Genomic DNA, 17,213 nt, shown 5'->3' with positions numbered 1-17,213 from the left:
CGCGCGAAGAAGAAGACTGACTGCTTCCTACTCAGGAAGACAATAAGCCGTCACGCTAAATATAGCGGATGCAATATTGATTAAGCATTGCTGTTAAGATATCAACGACAATCTGTGCAGCGATCGGGGGGATTGATGAGCCGGATAGCTCTTTGGCTTGGTTTGGGCCTTGCCCTTTCGGTCTGGCCCGCTCAGGCGGAAAGATCCTCGGATTTTTTTAAATCTTACCAAGGGTACAATGACGACGGCAAGGCTTTCCTGGACAAAATCGAGCCGAAGATCGGCACGGTGGACCTTGCCGAAGGTGTACACCTGACCCTCGGCGATAAGTTCTATTTTCTTAACAAGAAAGACACTGCCTCTGTTTTGACAGAAGCCTGGGGCAATCCTGCCAGTTCCGCTGCCGATTCGGTCGGCATGATCTTTCCGGCCAAATATGATCCCATTGCCGATGGCAATTGGGGCATAGAGTTGCGATGGGAGAAGATAGGCTATGTCGATGATGGCGACGCCGCATCCATCGACTACGGCGAGTTGCTGCGCACCATGCAGGCGGACACATTGTCAGGCAACGATCAAAGGGCAAAGGATGGCTTTCCTCCCATTACCTTGATCGGCTGGGCCTCGCCGCCAGTCTACGACTCGGTCAACAAGCGTTTGCACTGGGCAAAGGAACTGCAATTCGGAGACGATACCGTCCACACGCTCAACTACGACGTCCGTTTTCTGGGTAAGGAGGGCGTTTTTGTGATGAGTTATATCGCTACGGTGGAGCAATTGCCGGAGATAAGGCAAAGCCTGGACGAAGTCCTTGGCCTCGCCGCCTTCAATACCGGCAAGAAATACACTGATTTCATACCCGGCTCCGATACAGTTGCGGCAGTTGGCATTGGTGGCCTCATAGCGGGAAAATTGGCGGCGAAGGCGGGCCTTCTGGCCGTGGCGCTCATTGCGCTGAAGAAATTCGGTTTGATCTTGCTGGTTCCCTTGGCCGGAGTCTGGCGCTTCATTCGCGGCAACAAGCGCACGTCGTAGGCGTCGCCCAAGCGCTGCTGACTGTTGTCGGGCGCGCCGGTAGGGTGCCGGCAGTGCGCCAAACGGAACACTGCACTGGATCACGCCTCGCCAATGCCTTTGCGGTACGCGAACAGGGTACGTTCTTGTCGTCTCCTGCGCATCGTGCCGTCCTCAAAATCTCGACAGTCGCGCCCATGACCGACACCACATCAAGGCAGATCGCCACGTCCGCGGCCATCCCGCTGCGCGAGGAGCGCATCGGCTTCCTTCTGGTGTTCCTGTCGGCGCTGATGTGGAGTTTCGGCGGCACCATCGCCCGGTTCATCACGGTCGGCGACAGCTGGACCGTGATATTCTGGCGCTCCGCGTGGGCTGCCGTCTTCCTGCTTTGCTTCATGGTCTGGCGTGACGGCTGGCGCGGCATGCTGAAATCATTCCGCGACATGGGCCTGCCAGGCATTGCGGTGGGGTTCTGCTTCGCCATTGCGTCGACCTCGTTCGTGGTGGCGCTTGCCTATACCACCGTCGCCAATATTCTTTTGATGCAAGCCGGCGTGCCGCTTCTGGCGGCCCTGTTTGCCTGGGCGCTGTTCCGCGAAAAGGTAACCGTCGCGACCTGGATAGCAATCGTCGCCGTCATCGCCGGCGTCGCCATCATGGTGTCTGAATCTGTTGACGGCGCCGTCTCGCCCATAGGCGATGGACTGGCGCTGCTGATCGCGTTCATGTTCTCGATCGCCACCGTCATCACCCGGCGCTTCTCCAGCGTGCGCATGACGCCGGCGACGTGTCTCGGCACGATCCTTGCGGCGGGCTTCGCTGCCTCGCAGGCCTCGACGTTCGCGGTGTCGGTCGGCGACATGGGCTTCCTCTTCGTCTTCGGCGTGGTCAATCTCGGCCTTGGTCTTGCTTTCTTCGCCACTGGCGCGCGCTTGATCCCGGCGGCTATCGCGGCGTTGCTCGGCACGTTCGAGCCGATCCTGGGGCCGATATGGGTCTGGCTCATCCATTCCGAGGTGCCGTCCGGGCGCACCATCGTCGGCGGCGCGGTGGTGGTCACGGCGCTGCTTGTCCATATTGGGCTCGAATTCAAGCGCCAGGCGCGGCCTCAGCGGGCTGGGGTCACCGGAGTGCCTTCGCCTAATTGATGCGGGCGCCGAAGCTTTGCCCATTGACAATGTCGCTTCCGCCCGGGCAGGCTGGGAACACGGCAACAACAAGACAGGCGTATCTTGCCAAGTCTCCCCGGCGGCCCGATCGAGACCGGACCACATTCTAGTATCTCTGACCGCACGGCGGCGAAAGCTTCTGACGGCATCGCAATTCCTTCCCGCCCCGACCGTGCGGGCGGCCGTCGGCGGCGTGCCGAATGGCGGCCGTCGACCTCTGGAAAGTTCAACAGTCTAAAGCAAATGCCCGGCCGCGCGAGCATGTCGCGACGCGCCGGCAATGGAACACTCACCAAAGGAGAATAGCATGATCCGCAAAGCACTCTGGCTTTCGGCAACCTCGGTATTTCTGGCGCTTTTGACGCCCGCCGGTCACGCCGCGGACCGCGTCGTCAACGTCTTCAACTGGTCGGATTACATCGACAGTTCGATCATCGATGATTTCACCAAGAAAACTGGCATCAAGGTCGTTTACGATACGTTCGATTCCAACGAGATCCTCGAAACCAAGCTGCTCGCCGGCGGCAGCGGCTACGACGTCGTCGTGCCGAGCGGCAATTTCCTGGCCCGCCAGATCCAGGCCGGTGTGTTCCAGAAACTCGACAAGTCGAAGCTGCCGAACCTCTCCAACATGTGGGACACGGTTACGGAGCGCACCGCCAAATACGATCCCGGCAACGAATACTCGGTCAATTACATGTGGGGCACGGTCGGCATCGGCTACAACACCAAGAAAGTGCAGGCAGCGCTCGGCACCGACAAGATCGACAGCTGGGATACCTTCTTCAACCCCGATAGCCTGGCCAAATTGAAGGATTGCGGCGTCTATGTGCTGGATTCTCCATCCGACATCCTGCCGGCGGCGCTGAAGTACCTCGGTCTCGACCCCAACAGCACGTCGCCCGACGATATCGCCAAGGCCGAGGAAGCTCTTCTCAAGGTCCGTCCCTATATCAGGAAGTTCCACTCGTCCGAATACATCAACGCACTTGCCAATGGCGATATCTGCCTGGCGGTCGGCTGGTCGGGTGACGTGTTCCAGGCTCGCAACCGCGCGGTCGAGGCCAAGCAAGGCGTGGAAATCGGCTATTCCGTGCCGAAGGAAGGCGCCCAGATGTGGTTCGATCAGATGGCGATCCCCGCCGACGCGCCGCACGTCGCCGAGGCGCTTGAATTCATCAACTACATGATGACGCCGGAAGTGATCGCCAAGTCGTCGAACTATGTCCTTTATGCCAACGGCAACAAGGCATCGCAGCAATTCGTGGACAAGGCGCTGCTCGACGATCCGTCGGTCTATCCGGACGCCGCGACCTTGCAGAAGCTCTATACCACCCAGCCTTACGATCCCAAGACCCAGCGCATCGTCACGCGCAGCTGGACCAAGATCGTCACCGGCCAGTAGGCAATCCGGCGCGACCCCGGCAGCCAACTGCCGGGGTCGATTTCTTTTGGGGAATAAAAAAGCACGGAGTGGGGATATGAAATCGCTTGGCAGCATCCGCAGGGACTTCGCGCCATGGAACGACCCGAACGCCAAGCCATATATCCAGTTCGACAATGTCACCAAGAAGTTTGGTGACTTTACCGCCGTCAACAATCTGTCGCTGACCATTTTCGAGCGTGAATTCTTCGCTCTGCTTGGCGCATCGGGTTGCGGAAAGTCGACGCTGCTCAGGATGCTTGCCGGCTTCGAGGAGCCGACGGCCGGGCGCATCCTGCTCGACGGCCAGGATCTGCGCGGCATTCCGCCCTATCGCCGGCCGGTCAACATGATGTTCCAGTCTTATGCCTTGTTCCCGCATATGACCGTCGAGAAGAACATCGCCTTCGGTCTCAAACAGGAAGGCATGCCGAAGCCGGATATCGAAAAACGCGTCGCCGACATGCTGAAGCTGGTCAAGCTCGAGCAGTTCGCCAAGCGCAAGCCGCACCAGCTTTCCGGCGGCCAGCGCCAGCGCGTCGCGCTTGCCCGCTCGGTAGCCAAGCGACCGAAGGTGCTGCTGCTCGACGAGCCGCTCGGCGCGCTCGACAAGAAACTGCGCGAGGAAACCCAGTTCGAACTGATGGATCTGCAGCAGGAGCTTGGTCTCACCTTCGTCGTCGTCACCCATGATCAGGAAGAGGCGATGACGATGGCCGATCGCATCGCCATCATGGACAAGGGCGAAGTCATGCAGGTGGCGACGCCGCCGGAAGTCTATGAAGCCCCGACGTCGCGCTTCGTCGCCCATTTCGTCGGCAACGTGAACATGTTCGAGGGCAAGGTTGCCGAACAGGCGGCCAACACGACCCGCATTACAGGTCCAAGCGGGGCTCAGATCGTCGTCGAGAACGGTGGCGCGGCTGCGAAGGCCAATGCGGATATCGTCTTCGCCGTCAGGCCGGAGAAGATCAGGGTCTCGTCTAAGAAGCCGGCCGATGCCGTCAACGCGCTGGAAGGTGAGGTTTACGACATCGCCTATCTCGGCGACATGACTGTCTATCACGTCAGGCTGGACGACGGGCAGATCGTGCGGGCAAGCGCCTTGAACGCGGCCCGTGTGACCGAGGATCCACTGACCTGGAACGACCGTGCCTGGGTGTCTTTCCGGCCCGACGCCGGCGTCGTGCTGGCACGGTAGGGGACGGCCATGTCCAACATCGCCGTTACCGATGCCGCCGCGCCACCGACCGCCGCCAATCCGTTCCTGACGCGGCTCGGTGCCGGCTTCGTCAGCCGGCTCGTCATCATCGTTCCCTATCTCTGGCTGCTGTTCTTCTTTCTTGTCCCCTTTGTCATCGTCTTCAAGATCTCGTTGTCGCAGACGGCTATCGCCATGCCACCCTATACGCCGGTGCTCGATTTCAGGGACGGCGTTTCCGGTTTCTTCGCCGGCTTTCGAGACCTCAACATCGACAATTATGTCTGGCTGACGCAGGACGCACTCTATTTCAAGGCCTATCTCACCAGCGTGGTCATCGCTGCCATCTCGACGGTGCTGACCCTGCTGGTTGGCTATCCCATCGCCTATGGCATGGCGCGCGCTCCGGCGACAATCCGCCCGACATTGCTGATGCTGGTCATCCTGCCGTTCTGGACGTCGTTCCTGATCCGCGTCTATGCCTGGATCGGCATTCTCAAGCCCGAGGGCCTGCTCAACCAGCTGCTCTTGTCGCTGCACATCATCAACCAGCCGCTGGTGATCCTCAACACCTACACGGCCATCTTCATAGGCATCGTCTATTCCTACCTGCCGTTCATGGTGCTGCCGCTTTATTCGTCGCTGGAAAAAATGGACTATTCGCTGATCGAGGCAGCCAAGGACCTCGGCTGCCCGCCGACGTCAGCCTTCTGGAAGATCACTTTTCCGCTGTCGCTGCCCGGCGTCATAGCCGGCTGCCTGCTGGTGTTCATCCCGGCCGTCGGCGAGTTCGTCATCCCCGATTTGCTCGGCGGCTCGCAGACGCTGATGATCGGCAAGACGCTGTGGAACGAGTTTTTCGCCAATCGTGACTGGCCGGTGTCGTCGGCCGTTGCCGTCATCCTGCTGCTGCTGCTGATCGTACCGATCGTGTTGTTCCAGCATGCCCAGGCCCGCGCGCAGGAGCAGGACAAATGAACACCACCTGGAGCCGCTTCAACATCACCTCGATCACGCTCGGTTTTGCCTTTCTCTATTTGCCGATCGTGCTGCTCGTCGTCTTTTCCTTCAACGAGTCCAAGCTCGTCACCGTCTGGGGCGGCTTTTCCACCAAATGGTACGTATCGCTGTTCCACAATCAGGGCCTGATGGACGCCGCATGGGTGACCATCCGCGTCGGTCTGATTTCAGCGACCGTGGCGACCGTTCTCGGCACAATGGGGGCCCTGGCGCTGACCCGCTACACACGCTTCCGGGGCAGGGTCCTGTTCTCCGGCATGATCTTCGCACCATTGGTCATGCCTGACGTCATTACCGGCCTGTCGCTGCTCCTGCTGTTTGTCGCCATCGGCATGGATCGCGGCATGACGACCGTGATCCTCGCGCATATCACCTTCACGATGTGCTTTGTCGCTGTTGTCGTGCAGTCGCGGCTTGTCAGCTTCGATCGCTCGCTGGAAGAAGCCGCCATGGATCTTGGCGCGCCACCTGTGAAGACCTTTTTCCAGATCACCCTGCCAGTCATTCTGCCGGCGATCGTGTCCGGCTGGATGCTGGCCTTCACGCTGTCACTGGACGACCTGGTCATCGCCAGCTTTGCTTCGGGCCCTGGCGCCACCACGCTGCCGATGAAGATCTACAGCCAGGTCCGCCTCGGTGTGACGCCGGAGATCAATGCCGCCTGCACCCTTCTGATCGCGATCGTCACGGTTGGCGTCATCATCGCTTCCGTCGCCAATAAGCGGCGCGAGGTGCAGCGGCAGCTTGACGAGCGGGCCGCGCAACGCGGTTAGAAGCGTTTCAACTGAGGGCCGGGCCTTATTCGCCCGAAACGCCGCGGCTGATGGGTGAAATGAACGGCGTGCTCCAGGTTCCGCCGACGAAAAACGACGACTGGTTGGGCCCCTGCTGGCCGCTCTTCTGCGTTGCTGGCTGATCCGGCTGGATGACACCGCCCGACAGCGCCAGTCCGCGTCCTGCGTAGGATGCGATGCCGGAAAGCCAGATCTTGTATTTCGCCGAATTGGCCTCGGCCTTGTCCAGTCTGGCCACGCCTCGCGAAATGGTTGCCTTCACTTCGGCGCCATCGATGGGCAGCGTCCCGTCCGAGACATCGTCGAGCGCGAAGAAGCCGCCTTGTTCGGTATGCTTGAGAAAGGCCGGCAGGTTGAACTTGCTGAGCGCGCCAGGGCCAAAGGTCGCCGAGACAGAGCCGTCGGCGTTCTCAAAAACCGAATCCCAGGTCCTTCCTGGTCCCTTGAGGATGACCGAGACGGTGCCCGTGCCGACCGGCACCAGCCGGGTCATCCCGGCCGCGGTGCCGAACGCCCCGCCATCGACATCGGAGGCCAGCAGCCGGATCTCGACCTGGGTGCCCTCGGGCTTGCGGTCGAAACGAAGGCTGGTCTGGATGTTGCCGCCGAAGGCGGAGGCGTCGGAGATGTCGAAGACGGAAAGGCCATCCTTGACCTGCGCGGTGGCTGCGACATCGGCAAGCTGGATGCTCCCTGCGGTCGCATGCGCCGCCGACAGCCTGAGATCGAGGTTGACCCGGTCGGCGAAACTCGTGTCGATCTGACCTGGTTCGCCGCTGCTCGCCGGTCCCAGCGACGTGAAGGCGGATAGAAACGACCTGAGGTCGAGCGTGTCGAAGGCAAGCGTGCCCGAGATCACCGGCTGTGCCTCGCCAAGCGACACGTCCAGCGCACCCATGCCCGGATTGTTGTCCAGCGCCAGCGCCGTGTTCTCGAACTTGACGCGTCCGGCCGATGCCGTGACCTTGCTCGAAATGCTGACCGAGCCGATCGCGGCGCTCGGCGCGATGCCCGCCTGCGACCATTCCAGTACGCGGCGCAGCGAAGGTGCCGCGAATTTCACCTGGCCGTCGAAATAGGCGTTTTCGGACATGCTGGCCGTGCCGTCGAAGGAGAAGGTGGCCGGCGCCGCCTTGAAGGACAGGGTCAGCGGCGCCATGCCCCCGGCAAACAGCACCAGCGGCCTCGGCGAGGCAGCATCCACGGTCACGCTTTCGCCACGCCAGATCCCGGTCGCGGACAGTGTTGCATTGCTGTTCATCGCCGCCCAGTTGGCCTGGCCGCTAAGACTGCTCAGGATCTCTTCATCCTTGCCGTTGACGGACGCCACCATGCGGCCGTCCCTGAACTCCACAGTGCCGAACGTGTCGGCCGGCAGCTTGTCGAGGTCGGGCTTGGCGGGGTCGGCGTTGACCAGGCCACGGGCCGCATCGATGGAGCGCGCGATGCGCCCGCCGGTCGGCGCCGTGGGCAGGAACAGACCGTCCGCCGTGCGCTGGACCCGGATCGTCGGCCGCACCAGCCGTGCCGTGGAAAACACCACATCGCCCTGCAATGCCGCCATGGCCGAGAGGTCGACCTCGACCCGTTCGGCTTCGACGACCGGCGGCGCATCGCCGTCGGTCCATTTTGACAGCGTCACATCGGTCAGGATCGCGCGGAAATTCGGCCAGACCTCGATTCGTGGCGACCCCTCGATGGCAACCCGAAAGCCACTCCAGGCGCTCAATTCCCACGCGATGCGGTCACGCACGATCCGCGTCGAGGCGATCAGCGGCAGGGCCGCGACCACCAGAGCGATGACGATCGCAGCAGCGCCGATCGCCCATACTCCGCGGCGGATCAAGGATGATGGCATATAGCCCCGTATGCTTCCATTCCGACAAAAACGAGCGTCCGACGGGTATAACCCCTGTCGTCACTACGACTTAGGGCCGACGCATTTCAAGTCTTTATGGCCCGGCGATGGCATTTGCGCACACCTGACCGCATCGACCCAACAAAATCTTGCTCTGCCGCGCAGCGATATGCATAAGCGATGGCGACCGTGGGAGGATCGATCATGGCTGGCGAACTACCGCTCTGGACCCCGACGCAAGACCAGATTGATGCCTCGCCATTGACCGCTTTCATGAAGGCCGCGGCAGCGAGTACCGGTAGTCTATTTTCGTCCTATGCCGACCTCCACCGCTGGTCGGTCGAGAACCGGGAGGCGTTCTGGGGGCTCGTCTGGGATTTCTGCGGTCTTGAAGGCGACAAGGGTGAACGACTGCTGCTCGACGGCGAGAAGATGCCCGGCGCCTCTTTCTTTCCGGACGCGTCTTTGAATTTCGCCGAAAACCTTCTGAGAAAGACCGGCGCCGGCGAGGCCATCGTCTTTCGCGGCGAGGACAAGGTCGAGAGGCGGCTGTCGTGGAATGAACTGCATGGCCTGGTCTCGCGCCTGCAGCAGCTTTTCCTGTCGCTCAAGGTGAAGAAGGGTGACCGTATAGCGGCGATGATGCCCAACATGCCCGAAGCCGTCGCCGCCATGCTGGCGGCGGCCTCGATCGGGGCGGTGTGGTCATCCTGTTCTCCCGATTTCGGCGAGCAGGGCGTGCTCGATCGGTTCGGCCAGATCGAACCCGTCATTTTCATCGCGCCGGACGGCTATTGGTATAATGGCAAGGCGATCGAGGTCGCCGACAAGGTCAAGGCGGTCGCGGCCAGGCTCGGCGGCGTCCGCAAAGTCCTGCTCGTCGACTATCTCGGCACCTCCGCTGACGTGGCTGATACCATCGACAAGGCGGTGGCGATGGAAGAGGCCCTGTCGCCCTTTGCCGTCAGGCCCGTCACCTTCGAGCGGTTGCCGTTTTCGCATCCGCTCTACATCCTGTTTTCGTCCGGTACCACCGGCGTTCCCAAATGCATCGTCCATTCGGCCGGCGGCACGCTCATTCAGCATGTCAAGGAACACCGGTTGCATGCCGGCCTCGGCGATGGCGATCGCTTCTTCTATTTCACCACCTGCGGCTGGATGATGTGGAACTGGCTGGTTTCGGGCCTCGCTTCCGGCGCCACGTTGCTGCTCTACGACGGTTCTCCCTTCTATCCCGACGGCAATGTGCTGTTCGATTTCGCCGACGCTGAGAAGATGACCTTTTTCGGCACCTCGGCCAAGTTCATCGATTCCGTGCGCAAGGCCGGCCTCAAGCCGATCCGCAGCCATGACCTGTCGACGATACGCGCCATATCCTCTACCGGATCGCCGCTTTCGCCCGAGGATTTCCGATTCGTCTATGATGGCATCAAGAAGGACGTGCACCTTGCCTCGGTTTCCGGCGGCACCGATATCGTCTCGTGCTTCGTGCTCGGCGTGCCGACCCAGCCGGTCTGGACCGGCGAGATCCAGGGGCCGGGCCTCGGCCTCGCCGTCGACGTCTGGGACGATGACGGCAAGCCGGTCCGGCAGGAGAAGGGGGAACTGGTGTGCACCAGGGCTTTCCCGTCCATGCCGATCGGCTTCTGGAACGATCCCGACGGCAGGAAATACCAGGCGGCCTATTTCGAGCGTTTCGACAATGTCTGGTGCCATGGCGATTTCGCCGAATGGACCGATCATGGCGGCATGGTCATCCATGGCCGCTCCGACGCGACGCTCAACCCCGGCGGTGTGCGCATCGGCACGGCCGAGATCTACAACCAGGTCGAGCAGATGCCGGAAATCCTGGAGGCGCTGTGCATCGGCCAGGATTTCGACAATGATGTGCGCGTCGTGCTGTTCGTGCGGCTTGCCGCCGGCGTCAAGCTCGACGACGATCTCGAAAAGCGCATCCGGGCCAAGATCCGCAGCGGCGCCAGCCCACGCCATGTTCCGGCCAGGATCGTCGCCGTCTCCGACATCCCCCGCACCAAGTCGGGCAAGATCACCGAGCTTGCGGTGCGCGACGTGGTCCACGGCCGCGCCATCAAGAACAAGGAAGCGCTGGCCAACCCGGAAGCGCTGGAGCTGTTCCGCGACTTGCCGCAGCTCGCGCAGTGAACGCGACCGGCATGGTTAACGAAATATGTCGCCCGAATTTACCTAGATTTCACGAGTGGTACACATTCGTAAATTTTTTGGCGACCCGGTAAGGACTTGTTAAGGCCCGGCGTCGATAGTCGCACGTAACTTGAGGGAGAAATCCCGTTCCTCAGCCCCGAGGATCTGAATTCAGCTCAAGCCCCGTTGTGACAGCAATCCAATTTCCTAAGGCGTCCTTACCGGGCGCCTTTTTTCTTGGCTTGCTATTCCGCGAGCACCCGGGTCGAGGGGAACGCAACCTCGACCAGCGTGCCTTCGCCGGGCGTCGAATTGATGGTGAAGCGGGCGCGGTTGGCTTCCACCATCGCCTTGGTCAGCGGCAGGCCAAGGCCGGTGCCGTCGCCGCGCCCACGCTTCAGCGCATTGATCTGCTTGAACGGCTTCAGCGCCTGCTCGATCTCGGCCTGGCTCATGCCGATGCCGGTGTCACGGACCCGCATGACGACGTCGCCCGAGGTCTCGTAGGCGGTCGAGACGATCACCTGGCCGCCGGCCTGGGTATAGCGCACGGCGTTGGACAGGATGTTGAGCGCGATCTGGCGCACGCTGCGCAGGTCGGCCACCACTTCCGGCAGCCGCGAGGCGAAGCTGGAACGGATGATGACGCGTTCGCGGTTGGCCTGGGGCTGCATCATCGCCACGGTTTCGGCCAGCGTATCGTTGAGCGACACCGCCTCATAAGCCATTTCCTGCTGGCCGGCCTCGATCTTCGAGATATCCAGGAGGTCGTTGACCAGGTCGAGCACGTGGTTGCCCGAGCGGTTGATGTCGCGCAGATAATCGCGGTAGCGGTCATTGGCCACCGGCCCGAACTTCTCGTCGACCATCAGTTCGGAAAAGCCGATGATGGCGTTGAGCGGCGTGCGGATCTCATGGCTGATGCGGGCGAGGAAATCTGTCTTCTGCGAGGAGGCGCGTTCGGCCACCGCGCGCGCCTGGGTGAGATCCTCTTCGGCTCGCTTCCACTGCGTGATGTCGCGCACCACGGCACAGAAGCCGCTGTCGTTGGGCAACCGGCCGATGGTCATGAACAGCGGGATGAAGCGTCCCTGTGCTTCGCGGCCGATCACCTCGCGGCCGTCATTCAAGACGCTCGCCACACCAGGCTCCGACAGGCCGGTGAGATAGTCGCGCGCCGCGCGCTGGCTCTCGATGGCAAACAGCGAGGCGAACGGCTTGCCGGTCACCTCGTCGCTGTCGAAACCGAACAGCGCCTCGGCCGGGCGGCTGATCGAGCGGATGGTGCCGTCGCTGCCGATCAGCACGACCCCGTCGGTGGCTGTGTCGATGATGGTGCGCATCTCGGCGATGCGTGCCTTGAGCTCGGAAATGTCGGGCTGCGTCGGCTCCTCGCCGATCGCGTGCAGGGCCACAGGCGCATCATCCTCGCCGGAACGGCGAACGACCAGCATCAGGGCCTTGCCGTCGCGCCAGGGCACGGAGCGCAGGATAGCGTCGATCGGGAATTCCTGCCCGTCGCGGGTCTTCAGCCGCAATGCCCGGTCGCTGCCGTCGGAAGCGCCGTCATCGGCATAGGGATCGGCAAACAAGGCGCCGAGGCCGCCCGCATCCTCGAGGTCCTCCAGCGTCGCGTACCCGGTCATGTCGAGGAATTCCTCGTTGGCATAGTGCAACTGGTCGCCCGAATGGATGATCAGCGGCACCGGCAGCTTGCCGAGCAGCGATGTATCGGGAGTCTTGTTTTCTGTGCCGACGGAAAAAGCCGACGGCATGAACCCTTCGGTCTTGAGCGGCGGTACGTGCAGGCGTGGCGGCTGGATGCGCGTCTCGGCCGCATGATGCGTGCCACCGGTTCCGCCGGTGGCCGCAATCGCTTGATCGCCGGATGCAGTTGCTGCGTCGCCGGCCCAATCCTCGTCATCCTCGGCGTCGCGAAAATCGTCTGACGTCATGCTGTCGTCATCGGCCGATGCCTGGGCAGGTTCTGCCTGCGCCGCCGCCTCGCCATCCTCGGCCGTCGCCGCCTCTTTGTCGCTGTCGTCGGCGGCATAGTCGAGCAGGGAGCCCGAGGCCTCCGGCGGCGGGGATCCGGAGGCCGGCGCCTGTTGTTCGGCCTGGTCCGGTTGCGCACCGTCGAGCCGCGCCAGATCCCTCTGATCCTCGGCATCGCTTGGGAAAAATTCGCCCGCATCCGGCTCGTCTTCCGCATCGGGCGCTGCCATCTCATGCGCCGGGCCGCTCGCCGGTTCCTGGCTCGAGCCTGCTGGTCCGGCATTCGGGTCGGCGATATCCGCCCGCGGCTTCGCATCGGCCTCCGGCTTGGCCGCGTCGTGCGGCCCGGGCAAAGACCCTATTCCGGCACCTTGTTCCGCCTGCCTTGCCGGCTCGGCTGCCGCCGGCGGCTCTGCCGTGGAACTGTCTTTTTTCAGCCGCTCGCCGATCTCGCGGAATGCGCTGCGTTCCAGCGAGGACAGCCCCTTGTCGTTGGCCGGCTGCCGGTGTTCGGCCAACCGGATGACCTTGTCGGCAAAGCGCCGCTCCGGTTTCGGGACGATGGTCAGCGCCGGCACTTCGCCCTTGAACGGATCCGATGCCTTTGGTTCTTCGGCCTTTGGATCTTCCGGCATTGTCTCCACGGTTTTCGGCTTGGGTGCCGCCGGCATCTCGCCATTGGGCACCAGGGCCATGCCGATCGCTTCCGGATCGACGACCGCATCCCCGCTTCGCGCGACGCCGAAGCCGCGAAAGCCTTCGAAGGCGCGGCCGCGCCCATAGACAGGCAATGCCGCCAGGTCGACAGGGATCTTTAGGTCGGTACCGACGACCGGCCACAGCACCGAGCGGCCGGACCAGGTGTCGCGCCGCTCCAGCAGGCCGGAGATCTCGCCGGATGCATCAAGGCCGAAGGCCGCCGCCACATCTCGGAAGCGCCGGCCGATCACGTCGGCGGCCGGATGGCCGACGATATCGGCGAATTCCGGCGACAGGGCGCTGAACTTACCCTCGGCGTCGGTCCGCCAGACAAAACGCCGCGGTGCGGCCGAGCGGTCTATCGTCCGGGTGACCACGGTCGCGGTCGGGGCTACGGGCGAGGTGGCCTCGTCTTGCTTTACGCTGTGCGCCGCAGCTTCGGTGCCGACCGCCTCTGCCACGCGTTTCGGTTCCGGCGCGGCTGGCGCGTCGTCTTCTCCGGCATTGAAATACCAATGATCGTGCTGCCCCGGCGTGCCGGCCGCCGGCTGATCATTGTCGGCGGCAGCGGGTGTCGGCCCGGCCGGCTCCTCGATTTCCCGCGCTGTCGGCTCCGGCATCTCGCCAGCCATGGGTTCGGAAGGGACGTGTTCGTGCTCGGTCGCGGCAGCGACGGGCAACTGCTCGCTCGCCTCTGTCGCGGCGGTTCCCACCATCCGAACGCCAACCTCCTCGGCAGGGCTTTCCGTGGTCGCGGGCGAACCGTCTGCCGGAGCCGCGCTGTCCTCGAGTTGGTCCTCGTCTATCACCACCAGCAGATGCCGCTCCGGCGTCAGCCGGGCGAGACCGGCGGGGTAGGAGGTCCTGCCGCCCGGAACGAGGCGCTTGACGATGCGCTCGCCCTCGGCCGCGACGTCTGCCACCAGGGCCGCCAGTGTCGCGGGCTGGATGCCGAGCGCCGAAAATCCCTCCGAGGCGGCCTCGACATTGCCCTTGGCATCGATGAAGGCGATGAAATGGCCGTCTTCGGTAAAGCCGCTGATTGCCCGGCCGGCGATCTCGGCGGCACTGCGCGAGCCGGTCTGCGCGGCCGGCACCGCCAGCATGATGGCATTCTCGCCGTCGGGTAGCGTCACGGCACTGGCAAGAAAGCCGACGGCGCGACTGGTCATGCCGGTCGCCAGGCGCACGGTAATCGATCGATCGACGCCGATCTGGGGAAAACCACTGGTCGCCATGATCTGGCGGCGTGCGGCCAGCGGCAGCCGCGCCGAGACCCCAATGATCGCTTCGATGTCGGGATAGCCGAACATGGCGGCGCCCGGCCCGTTGGCCCAGATCACCTGCTCGAGGTCCACCGACAGGATCGCGATTGCGTCGCCGGCGGCAAACCGCTGGCGGACCGCGTCAAGCACGGCGACGTCGAGGAAGGAATATTCGGACGGCATGCGCTTGGCGAACCCTCACGGAGCGGCGAATTTGCAGTTAACGCTTTGTTAATAAAAGCCGCAGCCACGAAGGTCCACAAGCCAGAACGTGCAAAGGCTGAATTTTGGCCGTTTGGTTAACGGCCGAAAACATTTTTTTGTGCACTGCAACAAAGATATTGCAATGCACAAGATTTGCCTTTATATTGCCATCATACATGAACGAGACGGCTTTCTGTCAAAGCCGCTGCCGCTGAAAAGGATGGAAAATGTCCAGGACCAAGACCGCCGAGACGATCGAAAACGTTGAATTCCCGAGCTTCGACGCTTCCAAGGCCACCGACCAGATGCGCGCTTTCGCCGAAAAGGGCGTTGAGCAGTCGAAGGAGGCCTACGCCAAGCTCAAGACCGGTGCCGAGGAAACCCAGAAGGCCCTGGAGTCGACCTACGAAACCGCCAAGGCTGTTTCCAGCGACCTGTCGCTCAAGACCATCACCGCGCTGCGCGCCAACGCCGAGGCCGGCTTCTCGCATCTCGAAGCCCTGATCGGCGCGAAGTCGCTGTCGGAAGTCATCGAGTTGCAGACCGCGTTCCTGCGTAAGCGCGTCGAACTGACCGTCGAGCAAGCCAAGGACTTCCAGGCCGTTGCCTCCAAGGCGGCCGAGGACGTCTCGAAGCCGATCAAGACCGCCTTCGAGAAGGCGATCAAGGAAATCAAGGCCGCCTAACAAGTACGCATCGTCCGCGGATGCAACAAAAGGTCGCATTTTGTCGGACAAATAGATGTGAGACAGTGGCGACCGAGCGAATACCCGGCGAGTGGAACCTCCTCCCTCTGCTCTTCGGGGTGACCAGCCAGCACCTCCTCCCGCTGGCTCGTAACAGGAAAAGGCCGGCACCTCCTCCCGCCGGCCTTTTTCTTTGCCCGGCGAAAGGGGTGCCGCTGTAGGGAAGTGGCCTTTGCTTTGCAAAAGCCTTGAATTAGAATTCATAAGCCCGTAAGGACGCATCGCCGAACGAAAGAGCGGATCGCGGAGAGTGAACCTTCCACCCCGATCCTGCTACTAACGTTAAGACGTGCCGTTGTAGCTCAGATGGTTAGAGCGCCGGATTGTGGATCCGGAGGTCGCTGGTTCGATCCCAGCCAACGGTACCACTAGCACTCTCCCCATAACCGGTCGAAACTATTGGAGAAGGTTTTTCCAATAGCGGGTCCTTTCCTGATTGCATCGCCTTCGATGCTGCGCCCCTTGCTCTCGCGCACCGCAACTTTCGCGGTGTTCCGGCGCATCAGTAAGTGATGGCTCGACCCGCAAAACCACGCCCCGCTCTTAAACAGTCGGCTGCGGCCCGGGCCTCGCGAACCCGACCCGTCAGCTGTAGAAATCCTGGTACCACTCGACGAACCGCCCCACCCCCTCGGTGACGGAGGTGCGGGGGCGATAGCCGACCGCCGCCTGCAGCGCCGAAGTGTCGGCGAAGGTGTCGGGCACGTCGCCGGCCTGCAGCGGCAGCAGCTCGATCACCGCCTTGCGGCCGAGCGCGTTTTCCAGCGCCTCGACATAGGCGGTCAGCTTCACCGGATTGTTGTTGCCGATGTTGAAGATTCGCCAGGGCGCGCTGCTGGTCGCCGGATCCGGACGGCCGGAATCCCAGGCCGGGTTGGCCGCGGCGGGGCTGTCGCTGGCACGGATCACGCCCTCGGCGATGTCCTCGACATAGGTGAAGTCGCGCGTGTGGTTGCCGTTGTTGAACAGCTTGATCGGCTCACCGGCCAGGATGTTCCTGGTGAACAGGAACAGCGCCATGTCAGGGCGGCCCCAGGGACCGTACACAGTGAAGAAGCGTAGCCCCGTGGTCGGCAGGCCAAACAGGTGGCTGTAGCTGTGCGCCATCAGTTCGTTGGCACGCTTGGTGGCGGCGTAGAACTGCAGCGGATGGTCGGCCGGCCGATGCTCGGAAAACGGCATGTCGGTGTTGGCGCCGTAGACGCTCGAGGTGCTGGCATAGGTCAGGTGCCCGACACGGCTGCCGCGGCAGGCCTCGAGCATGTTGGTGTAGGCGATAATGTTGCTCTCGACATAGGCGCGCGGATTTTCCAGGCTGTAGCGCACGCCGGCCTGGGCGGCGAGATGGATCACCCGGTCGAAGCCATGGTCGGCAAAGCAGCCGTCGACCACGCCCCTGTCGGCGAGATCGCCGTGGATGAAATGATAGCCGGCATTGGTCTTGCGGCTCGCCTCGTCCAGGAGCCGCAGCCGCGCCTGCTTGATTTGCGGGTCGTAGTAATCGTTGATGCTGTCGATGCCGACAACCTCGTCACCGCGCTCCAGGAGCCGCCTGGCGACATGATAGCCTATGAAGCCGGCAGCGCCGGTGACCAGTACCTTCATCAGAAGGCATTATAGGTTGCGCCGCGAAACCGGCATCCTGCGGACGCATGATAT

The 17,213-nt window shown here is 62.5% G+C and carries 11 protein-coding genes and 1 tRNA gene; 9 read left to right on the top strand and 3 right to left on the bottom strand.

The genetic code is table 11. The features are described 5' to 3' along the window. The first annotated feature begins 135 nt into the window (after positions 1-135). The 6 genes from LB516_RS00800 to LB516_RS00775 all read left to right on the top strand — a co-directional run bounded on the left by LB516_RS00800 (position 136) and on the right by LB516_RS00775 (position 6,603). Positions 136-1,035, top strand: coding sequence for a DUF2167 domain-containing protein (locus LB516_RS00800; protein ID WP_015316310.1), 900 nt, complete (start codon positions 136-138; stop codon positions 1,033-1,035). Between the two features lie 176 nt (positions 1,036-1,211). Next, a complete protein-coding gene (locus LB516_RS00795) occupies positions 1,212-2,165 on the top strand; it encodes a DMT family transporter (protein ID WP_015316311.1) in 954 nt (317 codons plus the stop codon). 328 nt (positions 2,166-2,493) lie between these two features. Then, complete coding sequence (locus LB516_RS00790; RefSeq protein ID WP_023772832.1) at positions 2,494-3,591, top strand: polyamine ABC transporter substrate-binding protein; 1,098 nt, start codon at positions 2,494-2,496, stop codon at positions 3,589-3,591. Positions 3,592-3,667: 76 nt separating this feature from the next. Beyond that, positions 3,668-4,810: an ABC transporter ATP-binding protein gene (locus tag LB516_RS00785; protein WP_015316313.1), complete on the top strand. Its 1,143-nt coding sequence runs from the start codon at positions 3,668-3,670 to the stop codon at positions 4,808-4,810. Positions 4,811-4,819: 9 nt separating this feature from the next. Then, positions 4,820-5,788 carry an ABC transporter permease subunit gene (locus LB516_RS00780; RefSeq protein ID WP_224683152.1) on the top strand — a complete coding sequence of 323 codons (969 nt, stop codon included), beginning with the start codon at positions 4,820-4,822 and terminating at the stop codon, positions 5,786-5,788. Beyond that, positions 5,785-6,603 (top strand): ABC transporter permease, encoded by an 819-nt coding sequence (locus tag LB516_RS00775; RefSeq protein ID WP_015316315.1) that lies wholly within the window; start codon positions 5,785-5,787, stop codon positions 6,601-6,603. The genes LB516_RS00780 and LB516_RS00775 overlap by 4 nt, the downstream gene beginning before the upstream one ends. A 25-nt stretch (positions 6,604-6,628) precedes the next feature. Here the strand turns inward: LB516_RS00775 and LB516_RS00770 are convergent, their stop codons facing one another. Beyond that, positions 6,629-8,482, bottom strand: coding sequence for an AsmA-like C-terminal region-containing protein (locus LB516_RS00770; RefSeq protein ID WP_140614648.1), 1,854 nt, complete (start codon positions 8,480-8,482; stop codon positions 6,629-6,631). Between the two features lie 204 nt (positions 8,483-8,686). Between LB516_RS00770 and LB516_RS00765 the strand changes: the two genes are divergently transcribed. After that, positions 8,687-10,645, top strand: a complete 1,959-nt coding sequence (locus tag LB516_RS00765; RefSeq protein ID WP_224718733.1) for an acetoacetate--CoA ligase — start codon at positions 8,687-8,689, stop codon at positions 10,643-10,645. 245 nt (positions 10,646-10,890) lie between these two features. On the opposite strand, the gene LB516_RS28800 is transcribed toward LB516_RS00765, so the two are convergent. Continuing rightward, positions 10,891-14,787, bottom strand: coding sequence for a PAS domain S-box protein (locus tag LB516_RS28800; RefSeq protein ID WP_263492349.1), 3,897 nt, complete (start codon positions 14,785-14,787; stop codon positions 10,891-10,893). A 248-nt stretch (positions 14,788-15,035) separates the two neighbouring features. Here LB516_RS28800 and LB516_RS00745 point away from each other — a divergent pair, with 248 nt between their 5' ends. Then, on the top strand, positions 15,036-15,494 hold the full coding sequence (locus LB516_RS00745; protein WP_015316319.1) for a phasin: 459 nt from the start codon (positions 15,036-15,038) through the stop codon (positions 15,492-15,494). A 351-nt stretch (positions 15,495-15,845) separates the two neighbouring features. Next, positions 15,846-15,922: transfer RNA gene (locus tag LB516_RS00740), tRNA-His, on the top strand. Between the two features lie 217 nt (positions 15,923-16,139). Here LB516_RS00740 and LB516_RS00735 read toward each other — a convergent pair. Next, entirely contained in the window at positions 16,140-17,159 is a 1,020-nt protein-coding gene (locus LB516_RS00735; RefSeq protein ID WP_224718732.1) for an NAD-dependent epimerase, read from the bottom strand. Positions 17,160-17,213: the final 54 nt, after the last annotated feature.

Source organism: Mesorhizobium sp. CO1-1-7 (assembly GCF_020164885.1).
Taxonomy (GTDB): Bacteria; Pseudomonadota; Alphaproteobacteria; order Rhizobiales; family Rhizobiaceae; genus Mesorhizobium; species Mesorhizobium australicum.
Note: the sequence above shows the minus strand (reverse complement) of the source record. Positions and strands in the feature narration are given on the sequence as shown.